21 protein-coding genes are annotated in these 26,053 nt (G+C 70.7%); 17 read left to right on the top strand and 4 right to left on the bottom strand.

Going from position 1 to position 26,053, the window contains the following annotated elements:
- A complete protein-coding gene (treS, locus tag ACWCSU_RS40500) occupies positions 1 to 1,701 on the bottom strand; it encodes a maltose alpha-D-glucosyltransferase (RefSeq protein WP_357697490.1) in 1,701 nt (566 codons plus the stop codon).
- A gap of 71 nt (positions 1,702 to 1,772) precedes the next feature.
- Positions 1,773 to 3,878 carry an alpha-1,4-glucan--maltose-1-phosphate maltosyltransferase gene (locus ACWCSU_RS40495; RefSeq protein WP_449942026.1) on the bottom strand — a complete coding sequence of 702 codons (2,106 nt, stop codon included), beginning with the start codon at positions 3,876 to 3,878 and terminating at the stop codon, positions 1,773 to 1,775.
- A gap of 293 nt (positions 3,879 to 4,171) precedes the next feature.
- Between ACWCSU_RS40495 and glgP the strand changes: the two genes are divergently transcribed.
- A complete protein-coding gene (gene glgP / locus ACWCSU_RS40490) occupies positions 4,172 to 6,751 on the top strand; it encodes an alpha-glucan family phosphorylase (RefSeq protein ID WP_449942025.1) in 2,580 nt (859 codons plus the stop codon).
- A gap of 50 nt (positions 6,752 to 6,801) precedes the next feature.
- Entirely contained in the window at positions 6,802 to 7,698 is an 897-nt protein-coding gene (locus ACWCSU_RS40485) for a MurR/RpiR family transcriptional regulator (protein WP_357697496.1), read from the top strand.
- On the opposite strand, the gene ACWCSU_RS40480 is transcribed toward ACWCSU_RS40485, so the two are convergent.
- Entirely contained in the window at positions 7,661 to 9,571 is a 1,911-nt protein-coding gene (locus ACWCSU_RS40480) for an N-acetylmuramoyl-L-alanine amidase (protein ID WP_357697498.1), read from the bottom strand. The two genes, ACWCSU_RS40485 and ACWCSU_RS40480, sit on opposite strands and share 38 nt — an antisense overlap.
- A 186-nt stretch (positions 9,572 to 9,757) precedes the next feature.
- Between ACWCSU_RS40480 and ACWCSU_RS40475 the strand changes: the two genes are divergently transcribed.
- From ACWCSU_RS40475 to ACWCSU_RS40465, 3 genes are all read left to right on the top strand, one after another.
- Positions 9,758 to 9,961, top strand: coding sequence for a hypothetical protein (locus tag ACWCSU_RS40475; protein WP_364085248.1), 204 nt, complete (start codon positions 9,758 to 9,760; stop codon positions 9,959 to 9,961).
- A 7-nt stretch (positions 9,962 to 9,968) separates the two neighbouring features.
- Positions 9,969 to 10,661 (top strand): CBS domain-containing protein, encoded by a 693-nt coding sequence (locus ACWCSU_RS40470; RefSeq protein WP_364085245.1) that lies wholly within the window; start codon positions 9,969 to 9,971, stop codon positions 10,659 to 10,661.
- Between the two features lie 250 nt (positions 10,662 to 10,911).
- Positions 10,912 to 11,970, top strand: a complete 1,059-nt coding sequence (locus tag ACWCSU_RS40465; protein ID WP_364085242.1) for a 3-deoxy-7-phosphoheptulonate synthase — start codon at positions 10,912 to 10,914, stop codon at positions 11,968 to 11,970.
- A gap of 76 nt (positions 11,971 to 12,046) precedes the next feature.
- On the opposite strand, the gene ACWCSU_RS40460 is transcribed toward ACWCSU_RS40465, so the two are convergent.
- Positions 12,047 to 12,331: a Fe-S cluster assembly protein HesB gene (locus ACWCSU_RS40460; RefSeq protein ID WP_357697506.1), complete on the bottom strand. Its 285-nt coding sequence runs from the start codon at positions 12,329 to 12,331 to the stop codon at positions 12,047 to 12,049.
- A gap of 101 nt (positions 12,332 to 12,432) precedes the next feature.
- On the opposite strand from ACWCSU_RS40460, the gene ACWCSU_RS40455 reads away from it, so the two are divergent.
- From ACWCSU_RS40455 to ACWCSU_RS40400, 12 genes are all read left to right on the top strand, one after another.
- Positions 12,433 to 13,089 carry an endonuclease gene (locus tag ACWCSU_RS40455; RefSeq protein WP_357697508.1) on the top strand — a complete coding sequence of 219 codons (657 nt, stop codon included), beginning with the start codon at positions 12,433 to 12,435 and terminating at the stop codon, positions 13,087 to 13,089.
- A gap of 28 nt (positions 13,090 to 13,117) precedes the next feature.
- Entirely contained in the window at positions 13,118 to 13,891 is a 774-nt protein-coding gene (locus ACWCSU_RS40450) for an enoyl-CoA hydratase/isomerase family protein (RefSeq protein WP_364085236.1), read from the top strand.
- A gap of 80 nt (positions 13,892 to 13,971) precedes the next feature.
- Positions 13,972 to 14,331 (top strand): hypothetical protein, encoded by a 360-nt coding sequence (locus tag ACWCSU_RS40445; RefSeq protein WP_357697512.1) that lies wholly within the window; start codon positions 13,972 to 13,974, stop codon positions 14,329 to 14,331.
- Entirely contained in the window at positions 14,322 to 15,527 is a 1,206-nt protein-coding gene (locus ACWCSU_RS40440; RefSeq protein WP_449942024.1) for a DUF6395 domain-containing protein, read from the top strand. The genes ACWCSU_RS40445 and ACWCSU_RS40440 overlap by 10 nt, the downstream gene beginning before the upstream one ends.
- 43 nt (positions 15,528 to 15,570) lie before the next feature.
- Positions 15,571 to 16,413, top strand: coding sequence for a M55 family metallopeptidase (locus tag ACWCSU_RS40435; RefSeq protein ID WP_357697516.1), 843 nt, complete (start codon positions 15,571 to 15,573; stop codon positions 16,411 to 16,413).
- Positions 16,414 to 16,443: 30 nt separating this feature from the next.
- On the top strand, positions 16,444 to 18,000 hold the full coding sequence (locus tag ACWCSU_RS40430; protein WP_357697518.1) for a flavin monoamine oxidase family protein: 1,557 nt from the start codon (positions 16,444 to 16,446) through the stop codon (positions 17,998 to 18,000).
- A gap of 64 nt (positions 18,001 to 18,064) precedes the next feature.
- Complete coding sequence (locus ACWCSU_RS40425) at positions 18,065 to 18,577, top strand: YbaK/EbsC family protein (RefSeq protein WP_357697520.1); 513 nt, start codon at positions 18,065 to 18,067, stop codon at positions 18,575 to 18,577.
- A gap of 126 nt (positions 18,578 to 18,703) precedes the next feature.
- Complete coding sequence (locus tag ACWCSU_RS40420) at positions 18,704 to 20,971, top strand: protein kinase domain-containing protein (protein ID WP_449942023.1); 2,268 nt, start codon at positions 18,704 to 18,706, stop codon at positions 20,969 to 20,971.
- Between the two features lie 16 nt (positions 20,972 to 20,987).
- Complete coding sequence (locus ACWCSU_RS40415) at positions 20,988 to 22,754, top strand: serine/threonine-protein kinase (protein WP_364085218.1); 1,767 nt, start codon at positions 20,988 to 20,990, stop codon at positions 22,752 to 22,754.
- A gap of 35 nt (positions 22,755 to 22,789) precedes the next feature.
- Positions 22,790 to 24,010: a serine/threonine-protein kinase gene (locus ACWCSU_RS40410; protein ID WP_449942022.1), complete on the top strand. Its 1,221-nt coding sequence runs from the start codon at positions 22,790 to 22,792 to the stop codon at positions 24,008 to 24,010.
- Between the two features lie 252 nt (positions 24,011 to 24,262).
- On the top strand, positions 24,263 to 25,042 hold the full coding sequence (locus ACWCSU_RS40405) for an electron transfer flavoprotein subunit beta/FixA family protein (protein ID WP_357697526.1): 780 nt from the start codon (positions 24,263 to 24,265) through the stop codon (positions 25,040 to 25,042).
- A 19-nt stretch (positions 25,043 to 25,061) separates the two neighbouring features.
- Positions 25,062 to 26,015 (top strand): electron transfer flavoprotein subunit alpha/FixB family protein, encoded by a 954-nt coding sequence (locus ACWCSU_RS40400; RefSeq protein WP_397037870.1) that lies wholly within the window; start codon positions 25,062 to 25,064, stop codon positions 26,013 to 26,015.
- Positions 26,016 to 26,053 lie beyond the last annotated feature (38 nt).

Below are 26,053 nucleotides of genomic sequence, written 5' to 3'. Positions count from 1 at the left end.
CTACTCCTCCTGGGTGTGTGCCGGTGGGAGTGTGAACCAATAGAACCCATGCCCGGGAAGCGTCAAAAGATACGGTAGTTCGCCAATTGCCGGGAATGGGACCCCTCCCATGGTTTCCACGGGGGAGACGCCGACGAATCTGCGCAGGTCAAGCTCGACCGGCTGCGGGAAGCGCGACAGGTTGTTGACGCACAACATCCGGTCGTCGCCCAGCTCCCGGACGAACGCGAGCACGCTGGGGTTGGAGGAGTTCAGCTCGGCGAACTCGCCGAGCCCGAAGACGGGGTGACGCTTGCGGATCTCGATCATCCGCTTGGTCCAGTGGAGGAGCGATCCCGCGTTCTTCTGGTGGGCCTCGACGTTGATGGCCTGGTAGCCGTAGATCGGGTCCATGATCACGGGCAGGTACAGCCGCCCGGGGTCGCAGTCGGAGAACCCGGCGTTGCGGTCGGGGTCCCACTGCATCGGGGTACGGACGCCGTCGCGGTCGCCGAGCCAGATGTTGTCGCCCATGCCGATCTCGTCGCCGTAGTAGAGCACGGGAGAGCCCGGCAGCGACAGGAGCAGCGCGGTGAACAGCTCGATCTGGTTGCGGTCGTTCTCCAGCAGGGGCGCCAGCCGCCGGCGGATGCCGACGTTCGCCCGCATACGGGGATCTTTGGCGTACTCGGTGTACATGTAGTCGCGTTCTTCGTCCGTCACCATTTCGAGCGTCAGCTCATCATGGTTGCGGAGGAAAATCCCCCATTGGCAATGTTCCGGAATTTTCGGCGTTTGTGCCAGGATTTCAGAGATGGGGTAACGCGACTCCCGGCGGACCGCCATGAAAATGCGGGGCATGAGCGGGAAGTGGAATGCCATGTGGCATTCGTCCCCGCCGCCTACTGGATCGCCGAAATATTCCACCACGTCCGAAGGCCACTGATTCGCCTCGGCGAGCAGCACCCGGTCCGGGAAGAGGCGGTCGACCTCGCGCCGGATGCTCTTGAGGTATTCGTGCGTCCTGGGCAGGTTCTCGCAGTTGGTGCCCTCCTCCTCGAAGAGATAGGGCACCGCGTCGAGGCGGAAGCCGTCGATGCCGAGGTCCAGCCAGAACCGCAGCACCTCCAGCATGGCCTCCTGCACGTCCGGGTTCTCGTAGTTGAGGTCGGGCTGGTGGTGGAAGAAGCGGTGCCAGTAGTACTGGCCGCGCACCGGGTCGTAGGTCCAGTTGGACGTCTCGGTGTCGACGAAGATGATCCGGGCGTCCTGGTACTTCTCATCGGTGTCCGACCAGACGTAGAAGTCGCCGAACGGGCCCTCCGGATCGTGCCTGGAGGCCTGGAACCAGGGATGGGCGTCGCTGGTGTGGTTCATGACGAGGTCCGCGATCACCCGCATGCCGCGTTTGTGCGCCTCGTCGACCAGCTTCACGAAGTCCCCCAGGTCCCCGAACTCGGGCAGGATCTTCATGAAGTCGGCGATGTCGTAGCCGCCGTCACGCAGCGGCGACTCGTACAGGGGCAGCAGCCAGAGGCAGTCGACGCCCAGCCACTGCAGATAGTCGAGTTTGCTGATCAGACCTCTGATGTCTCCGGTCCCGTCGCCGTTGGAGTCGGCGAATCCCCTGATCAGAACCTCGTAGAAGACGGCGCGCTTGTACCAGTAAGGGTCGCGCGGTTTTTCCTCGTCAAAGGTGTTGGGAATGGGTGTGGCGCTCATGAGCTCCCCCACGAGGGGCTCATGAGGAGGGCGCTTTCACACACGTTGAAGACTCCCCGCTGAATTCTGTTCTACCGTGGCGCGGCTCGTACGGTGAGAATGTGGGCAGGCTGGATGTGAGGGTCGAGACGCACATAGTTGCTCTGCCTCCAGCGGTAGGACTCGCCCGACAGTTCGTCGTCCACGACGAATTCGGCGTTCCAGTCGAGACCGATGGCGGGCAGGTCGAGATCTACCGTCGCCTCGTGGGTGTGGTACGGATCCAGATTGACAACCGCCAGAACGACGTCGCCCAGCCCGTGCCTTCGTGTGGCCGTGTCATAGGCGCCCGGAAGCCGTTTGGAGAAGCAGACGATGTCCGGATGGTCGACCCTGTGGAACCGTAGGTTACGCAATTCCTGCAACGCCGGATGCGCTCTTCGGAACAAATTCAGATGGGTGATGAGCGGGGCGAGGGTCCTTCCGTCGCGTTCGGCCGCCGCCCAGTCGCGTGGCTTGTACTGATATTTCTCACTATCAAGGTATTCCTCACTCCCTGGGCGCACAGGAACGTTCTCGGCGAGTTCGTACCCGGAGTAGACCCCCCAGGTCGGCGACGCGAGAGCGGCCAGCACGGCCCTGATCCTGAACGCCGGCACGCCGCCGTGCTGCAGGTACTCGTGCAGGATGTCCGGGGTGTTGACGAACAGGTTCGGCCGCAGGAACGCCGACGTCTCGTGCGCGAGCTCGGAGAGGTACGTCTCCACGTCGTACTTGGAGTTCTTCCATGTGTAGTACGTGTACGACTGGTGGAAGCCGGCCTTCGCGAGCGTCTGGAGCATCGCGGGCCGGGTGAACGCCTCCGCCAGGAACACCACGTCCGGATCGGTGGCGTGGATGTCGGCCAGCATGCGCTCCCAGAACGACACCGGCTTGGTGTGCGGGTTGTCCACCCGGAAGATCCGCACGCCGTGTTCCATCCAGTGCCGCAGCACCCGCCGGACCTCGGCGAAGATGCCCTCGGGGTCCCTGTCGAAGTTGATCGGGTAGATGTCCTGGTACTTCTTCGGCGGGTTCTCGGCGTAGGCGATCGTCCCGTCCGCCCGGATCGTGAACCACTCCGGGTGCTCCTTGACCCACGGGTGGTCCGGCGCGCACTGCAGGGCGAAGTCGAGCGCGACCTCCATGCCCAGGGCGCGGGTGCGGCTGACGAACTCGTCGAAGTCCTCAAGGGTGCCCAGATCGGGATGGATCGCGTCGTGACCGCCGTCCTCGGAGCCGATCGCCCACGGCGAGCCGGGCTCGTCGGGCTCCGGGCTGAGCGTGTTGTTGCGGCCCTTGCGGAAGGTCTGGCCGATGGGGTGGATCGGCGGCAGGTAGACGACGTCGAAGCCCATCTTGGCGATGGCGGGCAGCCGCTTGGCCGCCGTCTGGAAGGTGCCCGACTTCGAGACGCCGGTCTCGCTGACGACCGCGCCCTCGGACCTGGGGAAGAACTCGTACCAGGAGCCGTACAGCGCCCTGCGCCGGTCGACCCTGACCTTGTACGGCTTCGCCCTGGTCACCAGCTCGCGGAACGGGTGCGCCGCCAGCAGCGCGGCCGTCTCGGGGACCTGGGCGATGGACAGCCGCGCCCGCGGGTCGAGCTCCTCGTCACGCAGCGTGGCCGCGACCGACAGCAGCGCCGCCCGGTGCCCGCACGCGCTGTCGCCGTTGCCGTTGCCCTTGCTGTTGCCCATCCCGTTCCTGGAGTGGCCGTTCGCGGCGCCCGCCTGGCCGCCGGGGAGGGCGGGGCAGTCGGCCGTACGGACGGCCTTGGCGGCCCGCTCGAACAGGCGGGCCCCCTCCTCGCACATCAGGTCGCTGTCGAGCCCGCGCGGGATCTTGATCTCGGCGTCGTGCAGCCACGAGCTGATGGGATCGCTCCACGCCTCCACGCGGAACATCCAGTCGCCCTCGGCCGGCATGCACACGTCCACACCCCAGCGGTCGGTGCCGGGGGCGAGCTCGCGCATGGGTCTCAGGCGGCCACGCTGTCCATCGGGCGAGGTGAGCACCACGCCCGCGGCCACGGCATCGTGGCCCTCTCGGAAGACGGTGGCCGAGACCTGGAAGGTCTCGCCGGCGACCGCCTTGGCGGGCCACTGCCCGCAGTCGACGACGGGGGAGATGTCCGTGATGGGAATTCGTCCGATCATCGCAATCGCAGGGTTTGCGACGGCGCGCTCGGCGCCGCCGGAGGCTTTCCGTATGTGCAAGATTTCGCAACCGTGAGGGACCGCTGGATACGGCCTACCCCGGCAGTAACGATCCTTGCACGTAAATACTGGACAGCAGCGGATAGACCTCCCGAGTGTGTTCCCGGGAGAGCCAACAAAGAGGAAAGTTGCCCCAATCGTCCGACTTCATGCTTGTTGCGGGCCGGGGTTTGAAGGTGCTTCTTGGGGGTGAAGGACTGAGAGGTCCCTCCTAGCCCGTAGGGTGCAGAAACGTGAGAGCTATCCGCCGGTTTACCGTCCGCACCGTCCTGCCCACGGAGCTGGCCGCCCTGGGCGAGCTCGTGCACAATCTCCGATGGTCCTGGCACCCGGAGACACTCGACCTCTTCGCCGAGGTCGACGCGGCTCTGTGGGAAAAGGTCGGCCACGATCCCGTGGCCCTGCTCGGCGCCGTCACACCGGCCCGGCTCAACGAGCTGGCCGCCGACCGCCGTTTCCTCCGCCGTCTCGCCGACGCGGCCGACGACCTGCGCGAATACATGACATCGCCGCGCTGGTACCAGACGCTGCCCGACGTCGCACGCGCCATCGCCTACTTCTCCCCCGAGTACGGCATCGCCGCCGCGATGCCCCAGTACTCGGGCGGTCTCGGCATCCTCGCCGGCGACCACCTCAAGGCGGCCAGCGACCTGGGCGTGCCGATCCTCGCGGTCGGCCTGCTCTATCGCCACGGCTACTTCACCCAGTCGCTCTCGCCGGAGGGCTGGCAGCTTGAGCACTATCCGGCGCTCGACGCCGGCGGGCTGCCGCTGACCCTGCTGAAGGACGGCGACGAACCCGTCAAGATCCGGCTCGGCCTGCCCGAGGGCCGCGTCCTGCACGCCCAGGTCTGGGTGGCGCAGGTGGGCCGGGTGCCGCTGCTGCTGCTCGACTCCGACGTGGCCGACAACGACACCGCCGCCCGCGACGTCACCGACCGCCTCTACGGCGGCGGCACCGACCACCGGCTCATGCAGGAACTCCTGCTGGGCGTGGGTGGCGTACGCGCGATCAGGGCCTACTGCCGCGTCACCGGCCACGCCGAGCCCGAGGTCTTCCACACCAACGAGGGCCACGCCGGCTTCCTCGGCCTGGAGCGCATCCGCGAGCTGACCGAGTCGCGCATGTCCTTCGACGAGGCTCTGGAGGCCGTACGCGCGGGCACGGTGTTCACCACGCACACGCCGGTGCCCGCGGGCATCGACCGCTTCCCCAGCGACCTGATCGAACGCCACTTCGGCGGCGAGGCCGCCTGGCCGACCGTGCCCGTCGAGCGCATCCTGGCCCTGGGGGCCGAGGCCGAGCCCGGACGGTTCAACATGGCCGTCATGGGCATGCGCCTGGCCCAGCGCGTCAACGGCGTCTCCGAGCTGCACGGCGAGGTCAGCCGGGAGATGTTCAAGGACCTGTGGCCCGGCTTCGACCTCGACGAGGTGCCGATCGGCTCGATCACCAACGGCGTGCACGCGCCCACGTGGGTCGGGCGCGAGTTCATGGAGCTGGCCGGCCGCGAGCTGCCCTCGCTGATCGAGCGGGCCCGCGGCTGGGAGGGCGTCCAGAAGATCTCCGACAAGGAGATCTGGGAGATCCGCGGCAAGCTGCGCAGGCGGCTGGTCGAGGGCGCCCGCGAGCGGCTGCGCAGGTCGTGGCGCGAGCGCGGCGCCTCGGTCGCCGAGCTGGGCTGGATCGACGACGCGCTCGACCCCGACGTGCTGACGATCGGCTTCGCCCGGCGGGTGCCGTCGTACAAGCGGCTCACGCTGATGCTGCGCGATCCCCGGCGGCTGGCCCGTCTGCTGCTCGACCCGGACAAGCCGGTGCAGATCGTGATCGCCGGCAAGGCGCATCCGGCCGACGAGGGCGGCAAGAAGCTGATCCAGCAGATCGTCAAGTTCGCCGACCAGCACAACGTGCGCCACCGGATCGTCTTCCTGCCCGACTACGACATGACGCTCGGCCAGCTCATGGTCCAGGGCTGCGACGTGTGGCTGAACAACCCGTTGCGGCCGCTGGAGGCGTCCGGCACCTCGGGCATGAAGTCGGCGCTGAACGGCGGGCTCAACCTGTCGATCCGCGACGGCTGGTGGGACGAGTGGTACGACGGCACAAACGGCTGGGCCATCCCCACCGCCGACGGGGTCAGCGACCCCGACCGGCGCGACGAGCTGGAGGCCGGCGCCCTGTACGACCTGATCGAGCACGAGGTGTCCGACCGCTTCTACGACCGGCCCTTCGACGAGCTGCCGCGCAGGTGGATGGAGATGGTCAAGCACACCCTGGCCTCGCTCGGGCCCAAGGTGCTGGCCGGGCGCATGCTCCGCGACTACGTCGTGGGCCTCTACACCCCGGCTGCCAAGTCGGCCCGCGCGCTGTCGGCCGACTCCTACGCCGCGGCCAGGGCGTTCGCGGCCTGGCGGGTGCGCGTCACGCGGGCCTGGCCGGGGGTGCGGGTCGAGCATGTCGAGGCGTCGGGCGTGGGCGACACCCCTGAGGTGGGCGCCGCGGTCGAGCTGCGGGCCACGATCGCCCTCGGCGACCTGGAGCCCGGCGACGTGCTGGTCGAGGCCGCGTACGGCAAGGTCGGGCCGCACGACGAGCTGGTCCACCCGCGCTACGCCCGGCTGGCGGTGGAATCGCTGGAGGACGACGGCCACGCCCACTACACGGGCCGGGTGCCGCTCGACCGTACGGGGGCTTTCGGGTACACCGTCCGGGTCGTCCCGCATCACCCGTTCGCTGCCACTCCGGCGGAATTGGGGCTGATCGCCGTCCCCGAGGAGCCGGTAGGTATGACGAACGGTACGTTGCGCTGATATATCCGGACGAGGTCGGGCCGGTGGTCGAGCGGTGCATAATCAGGACCGTGGACGACAGCGGGAACGGCCTGCGGGCCGACAATCTGGTGGCCACGGTCCGCGGTGTCCTGCCGTCCCTGACGCCTGCCGCGCAGACCGTCGCCCGGCTCATCCTGGAAGATCCGGCGACGGTCGCGCGCAGCACCATCACCGAGCTGTCGGCCGCCTCCGGCACCAGCGAGGCCACGATCGTGCGCACCGCGCGGCTGCTCGGCTTCGCCGGATACCCCCAGCTCAGGCTGGCCCTGGCCGCGGCGGCCGCGCAGCCCGACCGGCTCGTGCCCGGCGACCTGGCGCCCGACGACCCGCTGTCGGAGGTCATCCAGAAGGTGGCCAGGGCCGAGTCGGAGGCCATCAACGACACCGTCGCCCAGCTCACCAGCGAGCGCCTGGGCCTGGTCGTCGACGCGATCGTGGGGGCCAGGCGCATCGACGCCTACGGCGTGGGCGCCTCGGGATTAGTCGCCGAGGACGTCGCCCAGAAGCTGCTGCGCATCGGCCTGTCCAGCCACGCCTTCCAGGACGCGCATCTCGCCCTGACCAGCGCCGTCCTGCTGAAGACGGGCGACGTGGCGATCGGCATCAGCACCTCGGGGGAGACCCCCGACGTGATCGAGCCGCTGCGCCGGGCGGGTGAGGCGGGGGCCACCACGGTGGCCGTCACCAACAACCCGCGCTCGACGATCGCGGAGCTGGCCGAGCACGTGCTGATCTCGGCCGGGCGCGAGACGGAGTTCCGTCCCGGCGCCCTGGCCAGCAGGATCAGCCAGCTCCTCGTCGTCGACTGCGTGTTCGTCGGCGTCGCCCAGCGTACGTTCGACTCCTCTCAGGAGGCGCTCGCGAGCACCAGGCGCGCCGTCAAGGAGTTCACCCGGAGAACGTCACCTGCACGTCGTCAGCCTTGACGTACATCACGCGGTGCCCGAACTGGATCTCCAGGTACTTCGTCTTCCCCCTGACCACCTTGTGGTCCTCCAGGTTGAACGTGACCGCCCGGAAGTACTCGGCGGCGGCCGGCCCGGCCAGCGTGTACTTCTCGCCCGCCGAGAACGTGTACTGCAGCGGCGTCACCGCCTGGTACGGGATGTCGGCCGGATACGCCTCCTGCTCCGGATAGGCCCGCCCGAACACCGGTACGGTCGCCTTGCCCGGCTTCGGCGTGACGACCAGCCCCATGGACGGGACCGCGGTCGGGGCGCCCGCAGGGTTGTTGAACCACGCCTTCTGACCGAGGTACCAGATGGCCGTCCAGTCGCCCTGACGGTCGGCGACGGCGAAGCGCTGGCCCGTGCTGGCCCTGGCGCTGTGGTCGTACACGCTGTAGAGCGAGCCGCCGGTGGGGTGCTTGCCGATGTCCTTGATCAGCGGGGCGTCCTCGCGCGGCTCGGTGCGCAGCCACACGGTGCCGGCGCTGAGCGGCGGGCAGGCCGCCTCGGGGTTCTTGCGGTCGCAGCCGTAGAAGTAGGGCTTGTTGGTGGCGAAGTCCGGCTTGATCATGACCGAGCCGGACTTCGGACCGCCGAGCTGGTGCAGCGGCGCGCCCATGAGCTGGAAGTAGTGCGCCCAGTCCCAGAACGGCCCCGGGTCCTCGTGCATGCCGCGCACCGTGCTCGGGATCGTGCCCGGGACGTTGTCGTGGCCCAGGATGTGGGCGCGGTCGAGCGGCACGCCGTGCTTGAGCGCCAGGTAGCGGACGAGCCGGGCCGACGAGCGGTACATCGCCTCGGTGTACCAGGTGCTGCCCTCGGCCAGGAAGCCCTCGTGCTCGATGCCGACGGACTTGGAGTTGATGTACCAGTTGCCGGCCTGCCAGCCGACGTCCTTGGTCTTGATGTGCTGGGCGATGTGCCCGTCACTGGACCGGACCGAGTAGTGCCAGCTCGCGCCGTAGTTCGGGTCCTGGTTGAGCTTGATCGACGGGAGGAAGTAGCCCTCCATGTCGTGGATGATGATGTAGTCGACCTTCTGGCTGACCGGCCGGTTGGCCAGGTCGTAGTGGCCGTAGTCGTCCGGCGGGAGCTCCTGGTAGGCCGAGGGGATCCACTCGCAGGAGATCGAGGCCGGGCACTCGACGCCGTCGCGCCTCGCGGGGCGCAGGCCGAGCTTCTCCAGCCACTTCTCGATCTTCTCCAGGTCCGGGACCTTGGGCAGGGTGACCTTCTGCCCGTCGTCCGTGGTGCGCTCGGCGCCTTCCTGGATGGTGGTGTAGACCTCGTCGGCGAAGAACTTGGCCGCGTCGGCCTCTTCGGCGCCGGAGTACTTGGCGACGGCTCCGTACCATTCGCCCGGGTTGGCGCTCAGGGGCGCGCCGAGGCTCTTCTGGTAGTCGGCGAGCAGCGCCGCGCCGCCGCGGATGTTGGCCGCGTCGTCGGTGCGCAGGCGCTCGTGGCTCTCGCCGGTGAGCTGCGCGGCCCGCTCCATCGTGCGCAGCGAGGCGGGGATCTCCGCCGGGGCGGGGGCCGGGGTGGCCGCGAGCGGCCTGGTCTCGTCGCCGCGGGCGTCCTCCTCGCCCTCTCCGTGGTGGTTCGAGGTGGTGTACGCGGCCGCGTCGGTCAGGTGCATGGGGCCGAACCCGGCGTTGTTCGACGGCTGGCCCGCGTGTGCCTCCCACCGCGATTCCAGGTACGAGACCCCGAGCAGCACGCTCTGTGGGACCTTGAATTCGTCGGCCGCCGCGGCGAATGCCTGCTGCCGGTCGGCGGGCTCTTCGGCGGAGGCCGAGGGCACTTGGGTTAAGGGCAACAAGGCGACGACCGCGATCGCCAGCGCTCTGCGCATGAACCGCTCCTTGACTGGGGGGTGGTGCGCGATCAGCGTCTCAACATTTTCCTTCTCTGGCGAGAACTTTGCGAAGATATTTTTCATCGCTTAACGGCCCGCCGGACCGGGCCCGGCAGGCCGATACGAAGGACTACCAGGTGAGGGGCTGGGTAGGCGGGCCTACGGAGGAGAGGGGGAGCTGTCATGCCTCGACCCGGAAGTCACTCCTACGACAACGAGCGCCGCCGGCTCCGCAAGCAGCTGGACCGGCAAGGGCTGAGCGAGCAGGAGCTCAAGAAGCGCGTGGCCAGGAAACTCCAGTCGGACCCGGCCAAGAGCCCGCGCAAGGTGGGCGGCGACCGCGCCGAAGGGCCCAAGTCAGAACGGCCCCACGGCGGGGAGCGCTGAGCGCCTCATGACGGAGATCATCGACCGTGAGGGCGTCCAGGACCTGCTGGCGACGCGCGGCGCCCAGCTCGCCGAGGTGCTGCCCGAGCGGGAGTACGCCTGGGCGCACCTGCCCGGAGCCGTGCACCTGCCGCTCGGCTCGCTCGACCGGCTGGCCGACGACCTGCTGGACCGGTCGCGCCCGGTCGTCGTCTACTGCCACGACTGGCTCTGCGACCTCAGCCCGCGCGCCGCTCACCGGCTCGTCCGGCTCGGCTTCGCCGACGTGCACGACTACGGCCTCGGCAAGATGGACTGGCTGTCGGCCGACCTGCCGTACGAGGGGGAGGCCGTCCTGGTGGGCTCGGGCGCCCGGCGCGACCCGGTCACCGCCGATCTGGAGGACCCGCTGGAGGAGCTCAGCGAACGCATCGTCGCCGACCCGGCCGGGCTCGCCGTCGTGGTGGACAGGGACGACGTGGTGCAGGGGGTCATCGGGTCGCGCCAGCTCAAGGGCGCCGACCTGACCGGCACCGCCGAGGCCGCCATGGACACCGGCGTCACCACCGTACGGCCCAGCGAGCAGCTCGACGCCCTGGCCAGGCGCATGGAAGGCGCGAACGTCGACCACGTCGTCGTCACCCGCGCCGACGGCACCCTGGTCGGGCTCTACGGGCTCGGCGACCTGCGCGAACCGGGCTGGGAATCCGATCTCGGATAGCGGACGGGATTTGGAGCCGTCACCGGGCGTCTGCTAGCGTCAACAGCATGTCAGTGATCAGCCGATTTTGGCGCTATGTGGCGGCTCCGGGTGGAGCCGAAGGTCACATGCGCTGACTTACTGATCACCCGGAGCCCAAAGGCAGAGACGTCCGTCTCTGCCTTTCGTCGTTCAGGCGGACGGCTCCGGGGGCCACGGATGTGGGCCGTACCGCCTTCGCAACTCCCATCGAAAGCGGAGGACACAGCCCATGACCACGACCAGCGACCTGCGTATCAACTCGTTCGAACCCCTGCCCACGCCCCGCGAGCTGATCGGTGAACAGCCGCTGGGCCCCGAGCGCGAGGCCCTGGTGGCGGCGAGCAGGAACGCGGTGCGCGATGTGCTCGCCGGCGACGACGACCGCCTGCTGCTCATCGTCGGCCCGTGCTCGGTCCACGACCCCGAGGCCGCCCTCGACTACGCCCGCCGCCTGGCCGCCGCCACCCGCGACCTTGGGGACGCCCTCTGCGTCGTCATGCGCGTGTACTTCGAGAAGCCGCGCACCACCATCGGCTGGAAGGGCCTGATCAACGACCCGGACATCGACGGCGGCCACGACGTCCAGCGCGGGCTGCGCCTAGCCAGGACGGTGCTGCTCGACGTGCTCGACACCGGGCTGCCGGTGGGCTGCGAGTTCCTGGAGCCCACCAGCCCGCAGTACATCGCCGACGCCGTCACCTGGGGCGCGATCGGCGCCCGCACGCCCGAGAGCCAGGTGCACCGCCAGCTCACCTCCGGCCTGTCCATGCCGGTCGGCTTCAAGAACGCCACCGACGGCGACGTGCAGGTCGCCATCGACGGCGTCAAGGCCGCCTCGCACCCGCAGGTGTTCTTCGGCATCGACGACGAGGGCCGGGCCGCGGTCGTCTCGACCACCGGGAACCCCGACTGCCACGTCATCCTGCGCGGCGGGCGCACCGGCCCGAACTACGACCCCCAGTCCATCGGCGACGCCCTCGCGCTGCTGGCCAAGGCCGGGCTGCCGGAACGGCTGATCATCGACGCCAGCCATGGCAACAGCGGCAAGGACCACGTACGGCAGGCGGCGGTGGTCCGCGAGGTGGCCGGGCGCCTGGCGGCGGGCGAGCAGGGCATCGCGGGGCTGATGGTGGAGAGCTTCCTGCTGCCGGGGCGGCAGGAGCCCGGTCCGGTGGAGGGCCTGACGTACGGGCAGAGCGTCACCGACGCCTGCGTGGGCTGGGACGAGACCGAGCGCCTGCTGGTCGAGCTGGCCGACGCCGTGCGCGCCGGCCGCGAGGCGCACTGACGGCCTCCCGGCGGCCCTGAGCTGCCGGGCGGGCCGCCGGGAGCGTCCGTCAGGGGCTGCGGTTCAGGTACGGCGGTCAGGTACGGCGGTCCAGCCGGAACGTCGGATGCCCCGGCGTGCCCGGCTGGGCGTCCAGTGACTTGTCGTCGAGGATGGGCGCCGCGTCCTCGGCCACGAAGACCCGGACGTCCTCCTGTTCGATGACCTGGTCCCCGGCGTACGGCGTGCTCGCGAGCGACACCTCCAAGGTGCCCGCCTCGTCCGGCTTGGGGGAGATCCGCAGGCCGGCATTGGCGGGCACGTCCTCGCCGACCATCAGGTCACGGATGGCGACCACGGCGTTGTCAGTCAGGGTCAGCACGATGAGCTCCTTCCCGCTGGAGAACCCCCGCCTCCCCTGCGACCAGGGCGGCAAACGCGCCGGGCCGGGATGAGCGCCCGCCACGGGGGTAGCGGAGCGTCATGGCTGACAAGGACAAGGGCGTGCTGGACGCCCTGCTCGAACAGTGCGGCCAGACGTTCGCCGGGGAGGCGGGCATCAAGCTCGCCGACCGGCCGCGGCCGCTGTACCAGCTCCTCGTGCTGGCCACGCTGCTGAGCGCGCGGATCTCGTCCGGGGTGGCGGTGGCGGCGGCGCGCGAGCTGTTCGCGGCCGGGTACCGCACGCCACGGGCCATGGCGCGGGCGAGCTGGCAGGACCGCGTGGACGCCCTCGGCCGCGGCCACTACAGGCGTTACGACGAACGCACCTCGACCATGCTCGGCAAGGGGGCCGAGCTGCTGCTCGACCGCTGGAAGGGCGACCTGCGCAGGTTGCGCGACGAGGCGGGGGGCGATCCCGGGCGGATCGGCGAGCTGCTGCGGGAGTTCCCCGGCATCGGCCCGACCGGCGCCGACATCTTCCTGCGCGAGGTCCAGGGCGTCTGGCCGCAGGTCGCGCCGCACCTGGACAGACGGGTGCTGGACGGCGCCGCCCGGCTGGGGCTGCCCCGACAGGAACGCGGCCTGGTCCGCCTGGCCGGCTCCGGCGACGAGCTCGTCCGCCTGTCGGCGGCGCTGGTACGCGTGTCGAACAGCGAGAAGACCGCCGACGCGGTGAGGTCGGCCGCAGCGGGGTGAGCGGGGAGCGCTCTGTTAGGTTCGCCTCATGGGTGAGTTTGTGAGCGTCGAGGTGGCCGACCAGATCGCCACGATCCGTCTTGACCGTCCGAAAATGAACGCGCTCGACGTCCAGACGCAGCGGGAGCTCGTCGAGGCGGCGCTTCAGGTCGATGCCGACGACCAGGTGCAGGCGGTGATCCTCTACGGCGGCGAGAAGGTCTTCGCCGCCGGCGTGGACGTCAAGGAGATGGCCGACATGTCCTATGCCGACATGTCCACCCACTCCCGCACGCTCCAGGCGTGCTTCACCACGGTGGCCCGCATCGGCAAGCCGGTCATCGCCGCCGTCACTGGCTACGCCCTGGGCGGCGGCTGCGAGCTGGCCCTGTGCGCCGACTTCCGGGTCGCGGGCGAGTCGGCCAGGCTCGGCCAGCCGGAGATCCTGCTCGGGCTCATCCCGGGCGCGGGCGGCACCCAGCGCCTGCCCCGCCTCGTCGGCCCGTCCCGCGCCAAGGACCTGATCTTCACCGGCCGGCACGTCGCCGCCGCCGAGGCCCTGGCCATCGGGCTGGTCGACCGGGTGGTGCCGGACGAGCAGGTCTACACGGCGGCCCTGGAGTGGGCGGCCACGTTCGTCGGCGGGCCGGCCGTGGCGCTGCGCGCCGCCAAGCAGGCCGTCGACCAGGGCGTCGAGGTGGATCTCGCCTCGGGCCTGGAGATCGAGCGCCTGCAGTTCTCGGGCCTGTTCGCCACCGACGACGCCCGGATCGGCATGCGGGCCTTCACGGAGAAGGCCAAGCCCAAGTTCACCGGACGGTGACCGTCCGGCCGCCGTACGAATACAACCCTTTGGAGTAGGCCGTCCAGGGGGGAGCGGGTTTGCCAGTATGGTGGCGTTCCATGATGCGCGTCCCGGTCCCCGCCCGGCTGCGTCAAGCCGTGCGTTCGTGGTTCGACTCCCGTTACATCTCCGTCGCCGACCACCGGCAGGACATCCGGGACGCGCTCTGGGAGGTCCAGACCCTGCGCAGGGAGATGGCCACCCTGCACGGCGAGGTCGAGCGCCTGCGTGACGCCCGCCCGCCGCTGATCACCCCGCTGATCGACAAGGCCAAGCTGGACGACGCGCACCGGCTGGCGCAGGAGACCGCGAAGGCCCTCGACGGCGTGCTCCAGAACGAGGTGCTCGTCTGGCAGGCCGTCGACGACCTGAGAGCCCGCGTCCCCGGGGCCGCCGAGGGGGGCCGGCCGTGCGCGTGACCTGGTCCGGCGGCGAGCTGACCTTCCGCCTCGACCCCGAGGACGAGATCACCGGCAGGGCGGCCGACGACCACCCCGTCAAGCTGGCCACCAACTCCTGCTCGATCGGCGGCGTGCCCGCCGACGCCCACCCCGACCTGTTCGCCGTGGCCGCCTGGACGATCGTGGCGCCCTGGACCAGGCGGCGGATCACCTTCGACCGGGCCGTCTCCGCGGAGGTGGCCGGAGCCCTGCACGACGGCTGGGGCATCGAGGCCGGGCCGGTCGGCGCCGAGCCGCGCCGGGCCGGGGACAGGCTCGCCCTCTCCTACAGCGGCGGCGCCGACTCCGTGGCCGCGGCGGCCATCCATCCGTCGGCGCCGTTCGTGCACTTCCGCCGGGTGCCGCATCCGAGGGTGCCCAACCGGTGGACGCACTACCGCTCCGACGTGCTGGCCAAGCTCGCCGAGCGGACCGGCCGCGAGCTCACCACCGTCACCTCCGACCTGGAGTTCACCCTCGCCGAGCCGCGTCCGGGTTATCCGGAGCACCACGCCGTCGCGGCGGGGGCGCTGCTGCTGGCCGACCGGATGAACCTCGGTGGCCTGGGCTTCGGCTATGAACTCGGTTCACGCTGGCTCGGCGGCGACCGTTACTTGTTGCGGTTCACGCCTGACAACCCCATGTGGGCGCCGCACGGCGCGTGGGGCCGGTTGTTCGCCGCCGCGGGCGTGCACATCGTGCTCCCGGTCGGCGGCGTGAGCGAGGCCGTCACCATGCGGCTGGCCCTGAACTCAGAGCTCAAGGACCAGGTGCGCTGGTGTCTGCGCGGCACCGACGGCCCCTGCCGCACCTGCGGCAAGTGCCTGTACAAGGAGCTCATCCAGGCCGCCGTCGAGCGCCGTCCCCTGGACACGCCCGTCACCGCCGACCGTCCCGTGGCCCGCAAGTGGCTGCAGCCGCCGCCCTACGGCGGCCAGGAGATGATCGAGTACGGCCTGGCCCGCGTCCCCGGCATCGAACGGTCCCTGTTCGCCAAGGCCCTCGACTACTTCGAGGCCACCGAGGAGTCCACGAGCTGGCTCGACCACTGCTACCCGCCGGCGATCGAGGAGATCCCCGAGCCGTGGCGGACGGAGGCGGCCGCCTTCCTGACCTCCAAGGTCGGTCTCATGACCGAGGCCGAGGTGCGGCAGGTGGAGACGTGGGGCGCGTGACCGTCCACGGGACGGATCCGGTGACGTACGAGGAGTTGACTGCGTGAAGGTTTATCTGTCGGTGGACATGGAGGGCGTGACGGGGTTGACCGACCCCGAGGAGATGCACGCCGGCAAGCGCGGCTACGACCGCGGCTGCGAGCTGATGACCGCCGACGCCAACGCCGCCGTCGAGGGCGCGTTCGCGGCCGGCGCCGGGTCGGTGCTGGTCAACGACGCGCACGGGTCCACCAAGAACCTGCGGATCGACCTCCTGGACCCGCGGGCCACCCTGATCAGGGGGCCGGGCAAGGCCCAGCGCATGGCCCAGGGGCTCGACGGCACGTTCCAGGCCGCGTGCTTCGTGGGCTACCACGCCAGGGCCGGCGTCCAGCACGGCGTGCTCAACCACACGTGGATGGGCAAGGAGATCCAGAACGTCTACCTCAACGGCGAGCTGTGCGGCGAGACCCGGCTGGTCGCGGCGTGCGCGGGCTTCCACGGCGTGCCCGTGGTGCTGGTGACCGGGGACGAGGCCGTCGGCGAGGAGGCGCGCGAGCTGCTCGGCGACGTCGAGACGGTCGCGGTGAAGAAGGGGATCGACAAGTTCTCGGCCGAGTTGCTGCCGCCGAGCGTCGCCCAGGCGAAGATTCGTGAGGCCGCCGCTCGCGGGCTTTCCAGGTTGAGCGACTTCACGCCCTACCGGGTGGAGGCGCCGTACACGCTGGGAGTGGAGTGGAACTCGACCGCCATCGCGGCGGCGGTGGCGCTGGTGCCCGGCGTGAAGACCGTCGGCTCGCGGCACACCGAGTTCACCACCGACGACTTCCGCCAGATCATGGCGTTGCTCGGGATCTTCGCCACCATCGGCGGCCAGGTGGCCTGCGGCAGCGGGCCCTACGGCTGACATGTCGGTAACTGCTGACCTAGGGAGCGGGTGACGGTGGAAGGCGCGGCGCTGACCCGGCGGGGGCTGCTCGTCGGGATCGGGGCGGTGGGCGGCGCGGGCGCCATGTACGCCGCCATGGGCGCGCTCGGGCTCGCCCCCTCCGAGCAGGACAAGGAGTTCGCCGCGCCGCGCCCCGGCGACTTCTCCCTGCGCGGCAAGGGCGCGGCCAAGGTGGTGATCCTCGGCGCGGGCGTGGCCGGGCTGACCGCCGCGTACGAGCTGGGCAAGGCCGGTTACGACTGCACCCTGTTGGAGGCCAGGGACAGGGCCGGCGGCCGGAACCTCACGCTGCGCGGCGGCGACCGCCTGACCGAGCTGAACGGCCCGGCCCAGGACGTCAGGCTCGGCGAGGGCGTCTACTTCAACGCCGGGCCCGGACGCATCGCCCCCTGGATGGTCACCCTCGACTACTGCCGCGAGCTGGGCGTCCCGATCGAGACGTTCGTCAACAACAACGCCTCCGCGTACGTCCACACCAACGGCAGGACCGTGCGGGCTCGCACCGCCCGAGCCGACATGTACGGATATGTCGCAGAACTGCTGGCCAAAGCCACAAATATCGGTGCGCTCGACAAGGCGATCACCGCCGACGACCGGCAGCGCCTGCTCGAATTCCTCCGCCGGTTCGGCGACCTGGGGCCCAAGCTCGACTACGAGGGCTCATCCCGGCGCGGGTTCACGAAGTACCCGGCGCTCGACACCGGAACCCCCGTCCCGCCCCCCGGCACCCTGCACGACGTCCTGGCCGCCGCCACCGGCCGCGCCATCACCAACGACTTCGGCTACGACATGGCCACCCCCATGTTCCAGCCGGTCGGCGGCATGGACGCGATCGTCAGGAAGCTGACCGAGGCCGTCGGGGCCGACCGCATCAGGACCGGCGCCAAGGTCACCAGGATCACGACCCTGGACGACGGCGTCGAGGTGGCGTACAGCGGCGGCAGCGTCAAGGCCGACTACTGCGTCGCCACCCTCCCCCCGCACCTCCTCGCCAAGATCCCGCACAACCTCGGAGCGCAGATCACCAGCGCACTGAGCACCCCCATCCCCATCGCCGCCGGCAAGATCGGCCTGGAGTACGGCAGGCGCTGGTGGGAGCTGGAGGACCGCATCTACGGCGGCGTCACCGAGACCGACCTGGACATCACCCACATCTGGTACCCCTCCCACGGCTACCACTCCGAACGCGGCCTGATCGTCGGCTACTACAACACCGAGCAGAACGCCGAGCTGTACGGCTCCCTCACCCCCGAGGACAGACGGCGCAAGGCGCTCACCCAGGGCAGGAAGATCCACGGCGACAAATACCGTCAGGACCTCCTGTCCAGCGTCTCCATCGCCTGGCACCGTCAGGAGCACATCCAGGGAGGCTGGATGTACTGGCCCTCCTTTGATTCGTCCTTCACTCTTCTGCAACGCCCCGCCGGAAGGGTTTACTTCGCGGGCGACTGGCTCACCCACTTGATCGCCTGGCAGGCAGGCGCCATGGAGTCCGCCCGCAGCGTCGTCACCCTGCTGCACCAGCGGGTGTTGCAGTCCACGTGACGTCGCACGCTGCTTTCGCGACCGGCATAGGGTCGGTCGGGGAAGAGCGATCGAGGAGACGAGGATGACGTTGCACTGGGTGCCCGCGACCGACCGTGGTGACCTGCTGGCCGAGCCGGTGGCGCTCGCCGTCCCGGGCATCGAGGGTGCCGAGGTGACGGAGATCGACCCCGACCTGGCCGACACGGCCGCGTTCTGCGAACGCTACGGCGTACGGCTCGACGAGTCCGCCAACTGCGTGGTCGTGGCCGCCAAGCGCGGCGGCGAGACGCGCTACGCCGCCTGCATGGTGCTCGCGACGATGCGCGTCGACGTCAACGGCGTGGTGCGCAGGCACCTCGACGCCCGGAAGGCGAGTTTCGCGCCGATGGCCGACGCGGTCGAGCTGACCGGCATGGAGTACGGCGGCATCACGCCGCTCGGGCTGCCCTCCGACTGGCCCGTCCTGGTGGACGAGCACGTCGCCGCCCATCCCAGGGTGGTGATCGGCAGCGGCCTGCGCAGGTCGAAGCTCGCCGTCCCGGGCGCCACGCTGGCCGGGCTGAAGGGCGCCGAGGTCCTGTCCCTGACCACCTGAAGGCGCCGAAGCCGAACTGAAGCCAATTCGAGACCGTTGGATGGGAAACCGATGAGGCCGTATCGGACGTTGTACGACTGGGAATGTGGCCTCATGGTTCATCTCGTGGGCGGGGATTAAGCCGGTATGGTGCTTCATGCCATGAACGATGACCGACTAGGCCCTTACCGGCTGCTCAGGCGGCTCGGTGAAGGCGGGATGGGCGTTGTCCACCTCGCTGTCGACCCTCAGGGCCGGCAGGTGGCGGTCAAGGTCCTGCGCGGAGAGGTCGCCGGTGACGAGGTCGCCAGGCGGCGGCTTTCGCGTGAGGTCGAGACCATGCGCCGGGTCCGCAGCAAATTCATTGCAGAAGTGGTCGATGCGGACGTAACCGGTCATCGTCCCTACATCGTCACGCGTTACGTGCCCGGCCGTCCTCTCGACGAGATCGTCAAGGACGACGGGCCGCTCGACCTGCCCGCGCTGGTCCGGATCGCCCATGGCGTGGCCTCGGCGCTGTCGGAGGTCCACTCCGTCGGCGTGATCCACCGCGACCTCAAGCCGGGCAACGTGCTCATCCTCGACGGCGAGCCGGTCCTGATCGACTTCGGCATCGCCCAGGCGGTCGACGCGACCCGGCTGACCCAGACCGGCATGTTCATCGGCACGCCCGGCTACCTCGCGCCCGAGATCATCGAAGGCCAGGAGGCCGGCCCCGAGGTCGACATCCACGCCTGGGCGGGCACGCTGCTCTACGCCGCCACCGGCCAGCCGCCCTTCGGCAAGGGCACGCTGGAGATGATCTTCTACAACATCACCGCCGGCAAGGCCGACATCAGCGGCGTGCCGTCCGAGCTGCAGCCGCTGCTCAAGGCGGGCTTCCAGCGCAACCCGGCCAAGCGGCCCAAGGCCGCCGACCTGGCCGAGCAGACGGCCCGGATGTTGCCGAGGCCGCCGCTGGGCGGGCCCGACGAGATCTCCACCGTGCCGCGGCCCGACGCGCCCGAGGACTACCCGACCAGGCGGGCGCCGTTCGTGGGGGAGAAGCCCTCCTACGACGTCTCCACGCCGCCGATGACGCCGCGCCGGCTGATCGACGGCCAGGAGCAGCCGGTCCAGCCGCCCGCCGACCCCCACTTCGTCTCGCTGCTGCCCAGCCAGGGACCGCCCGCCCAGGGGCTGCCCGTTCAGGGACCGCCGGCCCAGGGGCTTCCCGGCCAGGGCCTGTCCGGGCAGGGCCTGTCCGGGCAGGGCGCCGGGCCGGCCGACCACGGCGCGGAGCTGCCGGGCGCGGGTGACCCGTGGCCGACCCGCCGGGTGTCGCCGGAGGAGCTTCGCCAGATCCAGCGCGAGGCCGGGCCCAGCCAGCCCTGGCCGCAGCAGCAGCCTCCGCTCCACCCCCAGCCGCAGTCGCACCCGCAGATCGACCACCACGAGGCCGACGTGCCCACCCGGCGCGTGCGCCCGGACTCGGCCGAGTTCGGCCGGCTCAGCTCCGGCCCCCAGCCGGTGGACCACGGCCGGTACGCCGCCGGCCCGGAACCCGTGAACCACGGCCGCGCCAACGCCGTCCCGGAGCCGATGGACTACGGCCGTGCCAACGTCGTCCCCGAAGCCATGGACTACGGACGGGTCAACGCCGGCCCGGACGCGATCGACCACCGGCGGGGCAACGCGGCGGCCGAGCAGCACGACTACGGCAGGCCGGGCCCGGTGCCCGCGCAGCCGCCGCCCTACATCCCGGTGCAGCAGCAATATCCGCCCCATGACCCGCAGGCCGCTCACGAGCCGTACAACCCGGGCGCGCGTCCGGGGCAGACGTTGCAGCGCTCGAAGGCGTACGGGGTGGCGAGCGCGATGTTGCTGATCCTCATGATCGTGGCGGCGGTGACGGCGCCCGTCCTCGTGGCGGTGGTGGCGATCCCGATCGCCGTGCTGCTGCGGGCGGCCGACCTGGCCCAGCCGGCCTTCAACGGCCGCCGGCCCGCCGGCGCCGCCGCGCTCGACGTGCTCAGGGTCTTCGCCCGGCCGCAGGCGCTGGCCAAGTCCGTCGGCATCACGCTCGCCCTCGTCCTGTACGCCCTCATCCTCGGCCTGCCGGTGACGCTGCTGCTCAGCGTGGTGGTCAAGATGGACTCGGCCAACGCCCTCGCGTGGGGCGCCGCGGTCGCGCTCTGGACCCTCTGCGCGGGGCCGGGCGTCGAGGGCCCGGGGCGGCAGATGCGCAGAACGCTCTCATCGCTCGTACCCTCGAGAACAGCGGCCATGGTGATGGCGGGAGTGCTGGCGGTGGGCGCCGCGCTCTCGCTGATCCTCGCCTATGGCACGTTCGGGGACACGCCAAGGGGGAGTGTATGGAGTCCGCTGGACGTCACACCCGTGACGAAGCAGCTCACCAGCCTGAAGGGCGGCTGAGCCGAGGAAGGTGGCGATGAGCATCCAAGCGCCGGAACGCCTCGGCCCCTACCGCATCGTCAGAAAGATCGGCGAGGGCGGCATGGGGGTCGTCCACCTGGGTCTCGACGGTGAGGGCCGCGAGGTCGCCATCAAGGTGCTCCACCCGCACGTGGCCGCCGACCTCAAGGCCCGCGACCGGCTCACGCGCGAGGTCGAGACCATGCGACGGGTGCGCAGCCCGCACGTCGCCGAGGTCATCGACGCCGAGCTGGTGGGGGGCCAGCCCTACGTCGTGACCCGCTTCGCCCCGGGCCGCACGCTGGAAGAGACCGTGCTGAGCGAGGGCGCCCTGGAGGCGCGGCAGGTCATCAGGCTGGCCCAGGGGCTGTGCCAGGCGCTGGTCGCCATCCACGCGGCCGACGTGATCCACCGCGACTTCAAGCCGTCCAACGTCATGCTGGTCGACGGCGAGCCGCTGGTCATCGACTTCGGCATCGCCCACCTGGTGAACGCGACCCGGCTGACCCAGACCGGCATGTTCGTCGGCACGCCTGGCTACCTGGCGCCCGAGATCATCCGCGACAGCGACATCACCCAGGCGGCCGACGTGCACGCGCTGGCCTCGACGGTGTTCTTCGCCGCCACGGGCGCGCCGCCGTTCGGCACCGGGACGTTCGAGGCGGTCTGCTTCAACATCATGGAGGGGCGGGCCCAGCTCGACCGGGCGCCCGCGTGGCTGCGCGGCTGGTTGTCGCGCGCGCTGCGGGTCGACCCCACCGCCCGGCCGAGCGCGCAGGAGCTGCTGCGGATGGCCAGGGAGCTCGACCCGTCGGTGACCACGTTCAACGAGTTCGAGGGGCCGACCGGCACCAAGCGCATCGGCAGCGGCACGCGCGCCATGGACACGTTCTCCGACCTGCTGCCGCCGGTCGAGTACCGCAAGGCCGCGCCGCCCCCGCCGCCCCCGCCGCCCGCGCGGCGCGACGAGCGGCCGCCGCCCTACGTGCCCGCGCCGACGTCGGCGCGCCCGGTGCCGCGCACCGACCAGCGCGTGGCGGGCTACCCGGCGCCGCCGCCGCAGCCGCGCCCCTACACGCCGCCGCCCCAGCCGCGCAGCCACGTGCCGCCGGCGGAGCGGAAGAGGTATCTGTTCGGCGCCCAGGTGACCGGGCTGCTGCTGCTGGTCACGCTGGTGGCGCTGACGGTCATGATGCCCGTCGTGGTGGGCGCGGTGGCCGTCGCGCTTGCGGTGGTGCTGCGCGTGGGCGAGTACCTGTTCGGCGACATGGTCAAGCGCCGCCAGATCCGCGGCAGCAGCTCGGCCGATCCGCTGCTCGCGCTGGTCGGCACGCCGTGGGCGCTGGTCAAGGCCGCGCTGGTGACGCTGGTCCACGTGCCGCTCGCGCTGCTGTTCGGCGCGTGCGTCTGGGGCGCGCTCCACTGGGCCGGCGGCATGGGCACCAACCAGGCCGCCGCCTTCGCCGCGGGCGCGTTCGCCGGCGGCCTGTTCGTGCTGCCGGGCGGCGGCGCGCCGCGCAAGGCCGTGACCCGCACGCTCACCGGCGTGCTGCGCAGCCCCGGCGCCGCGCTGGTAGCGGTCGTCGCGGTGGGCACGGCGGCGCTGTTCGCGGCGATGTTCGCGCTCGGCCAGGACCCGGTCTGGGCGCCCTGGCGGGCCCCGCAGAGCGTGATCGACGGCCTGGCGAGCGACGCCAGGCAGAGCACGATCGGGCTGATCACCGGTCTGATCGAAAGTCTGCTCGACGGACTGGGGTTGGGCTTCCTGACTCCGTGGTCCTGAGTGTCCCCGTCGGCGTGGCGGGGGAGAGATGAGGTATGAGCGAGCGCCTCGGCCCCTACGAGCTTCTCTCCCGGCTCGGCGCGGGCGGCTTCGGTGAGGTCCATCTGGCGCTCGACGCCCAGGGGCGCACGGTCGCGGTGAAGGTGCTGCATCCGCACGTCGCGGCCGACGGCCTCGCGCTCGGCCGCCTCGACCGCGAGGTCGAGACCATGCGCCGGGTCGGCGGTCCGCACGTCGCCGAGGTGCTCGACGCCTCCCTCGACGGCTCCAGGCCCTACCTGGTGACCCGCTACGTCCAGGGCCGCCCGCTCAGCGCCGTGCCCGTGCCGGTCGCCGACCTGGCCGCCCTGGCCTCGGGGCTGGCCGACGCGCTGCTCGCCATGCACGAGTCCGGGGTCGTCCACCGCGATCTCAAGCCGGCCAACGTGATGATGAGCGAGGACGGCCCGGTCGTCATCGACTTCGGCATCGCCAGCGCGCTCGACTCGCTGTCGGTCACCGCCTCGGGCGCGGTCGTCGGCACGCCCGGCTACCTGGCCCCGGAGATCCTCGAAGGCGGGAGCGCGGGCGTCGAGGCCGACGTGTTCTCCTTCGGCGCGACGCTGGCCTACGCCGCCACCGGACGGCAGCCGTACGGGCAGGGGCCGGCCTCGGCGGTGGCCTACCGGGTGGTGCACCACCCGCCCGACCTGGAGGGCGTGCCGGAGTGGCTGGCGCCGCTGTTACGCGAGTGCCTGTCCACCGACCCCGCCGCGCGTCCCACGGCCGCGCGGATCTGCGCCCGGCTGGGCGTCGCCGCCGTCCCGCACGTACGCCCGGCCGGTCCCCGTCCCTCGGCCACGGCGGTGGGTCCCCGGCCGGCCGACGACATGAGCACGAGAGAGTGGCGGCCGGGCGACAGCCGTCGCAGGTCGGTCGAGGAGTCCAGGGCGCGGCACCGGGAGAAGGTGCGCAGGCGATGGCTCATCGGCTCGGGCCTGTTCGTGTCGCTGCTGGCGGCGGCCGCCCGCGGGCCGCTGCCGGAGGTGGCGCTCTTCCTGCTGGCCGCCTACGCGCTGGGGGTGGTGAGCGACGCCGGGGTGGCGCTGTTCTCGCGGGGGCCGTTCCGGCAGAGCCGGATGGTGACCGACCTGGTGAGCGTGGCGGGGGTGGTGGGGCTCTGTTTCGGGCTCGCCGCGGTGTTCAGCACGTTCACACTGGCCCTGTTCGCGGGTACGGCTCTGGTGGTGGGCATCGTGTTCCTGTTGTCCGCCTGACTTCCCCATGGGGGCGGTCGGACCGTACCGAATAAAGTTCGGTATGGTGGGAACGGGAGGGCTTTTCGCGGGAACCGCCGGTTTGCGCGTAAGCTACCCACGGGTAACATGACCGCGGGAGCCAGGGCACGACTCTGACCCACCCCGTGTCAGGAGCCCGTCGGGAACCTGGCAGTCTGGTCAGCATTGCATTCGGCGCCTATCGCAGCGACGCGGTGGGCGCACGCGAACACGGGAGGTCGGCCACCGGCCATGAACATCGTCGTCTGCGTGAAGCAGGTCCCCGATACGGCGACCGAGCGCAAGCTGCGGTCCGATGACAACACGCTCGATCGTGACGCCGTCGACGGCGTGGTCAACGAGCTTGACGAGTACGCGGTCGAGGAGGCGCTGAAGCTCAAGGAGGCGCACGGTGGCGAGGTCACCGTGCTCACCATGGGCCCGGGCAAGGCCACCGAGACCATCCGCAAGGCCCTGGCCATGGGCGCCGACAAGGCCGTCCATCTGAGCGACGACGCGCTGCACGGCTCCGACGCGCTGTCCACCTCGTACGCGATGGCCCAGGTGCTCAAGAAGATCGGGTTCGACCTGGTCGTCCTGGGCTCCGAGTCGACCGACGCCCGTACCGGCGTGCTGGCCGCGATGCTGGCCGAGCGCCTGGGCACGGCCCAGCTCACCCTGGCCAACAAGGTCGAGGTCGAAGGCTCCTCGATCAGCGTCCAGCGCATCACCGACTACGGCTACGACAAGGTCCAGGCCACGCTGCCGGCCGTCGTGTCCGTGGTCGAGAAGATCAACGAGCCGCGCTACCCGTCCTTCAAGGGCATCATGGCGGCCAAGAAGAAGCCGGTCGAGACGCTGGCCATCGCCGACGCCGAGATCGACGCCGCCCAGGTCGGCCTGGGTGCCGCCTGGTCCGAGGTGGTCGACTTCGCCGCCGCGCCGCCGCGCGCCGCCGGCACGATCGTCAAGGACGAGGGCGACGGCGGTTCCAAGGCCGCCGACTTCCTCGCCTCCAAGAAGTTCATCTGAGAACGGGGGTTTTACTGATATGTCGGAGATTCTCGTTCTCGTGGAGCAGGTCGAAGGCGAGGTCAAGAAGGTCACGCTCGAACTGCTGACCCTGGCCCGCTCGCTCGGCACGCCCGCCGCCGTCTGGGCCGGCCCCGGCCTCGGCGACGCCGCCAAGGCCAAGCTGGCCGAGTACGGCGCCGAGAAGATCTACGACGCCGCGTCCGCCGACATCGTCGACCACGTGGTGGCGCCCAAGGCCGAGCTGCTGGCCCAGCTCGTCGCCGAGAAGTCGCCCGCCGCGGTGCTCGTGGCCGCCACGGCCGAGGGCAAGGAGGTCGCCGGTCGCCTGGCCGTCAAGACCGACTCCGGCGTCATCACCGACGCCGTGGGCCTGTCCGAGGGCTTCGTGGCCGACCAGTCCATCTTCGGTGGCGGCGTCAACGTGCACTCCAAGGTGCGCAGGGGCACCCCGATCGTCGCCGTACGCCCGAACTCGACGGCCCCGCAGGCCGCCGCGGGCGCCGGGGCCGTCGAGGAGGTGTCGGTCGCGCTGAGCGAGGCGGCGAAGGCCGCCCGCATCGTCGAGCGCGTCAAGCAGGAGAAGGGCGCCAGGCCCGAGCTGACCGAGGCCGCGATCGTGGTCTCCGGCGGCCGGGGCGTGGGCTCCGCCGAGAACTTCTCCGTCATCGAGGGCCTGGCCGACGCGCTGGGCGCGGCCGTGGGCGCCTCGCGCGCCGCCACGGACGCCGGCTGGTACCCCCACCAGTTCCAGGTGGGCCAGACGGGCAAGACGGTCTCGCCGCAGCTCTACATCGCGGCCGGGATCTCGGGCGCCATCCAGCACCGGGCCGGAATGCAGACCGCGAAGACCATCATCGCGATCAACAAGGACCCGGAGGCGCCGATCTTCGAGCTCGCCGACTACGGGGTCGTGGGCGACCTGCACCAGGTCGTCCCGCAGCTCACCGAAGAGGTCGGCAAGCGCAAGTAGCGTCGAACGGAAGCGGCGCCGCACGACGTGCGTGCCAG

It is taken from the genome of Nonomuraea sp. NPDC001699, assembly GCF_053596455.1.
Note: the sequence above shows the minus strand (reverse complement) of the source record. Positions and strands in the feature narration are given on the sequence as shown.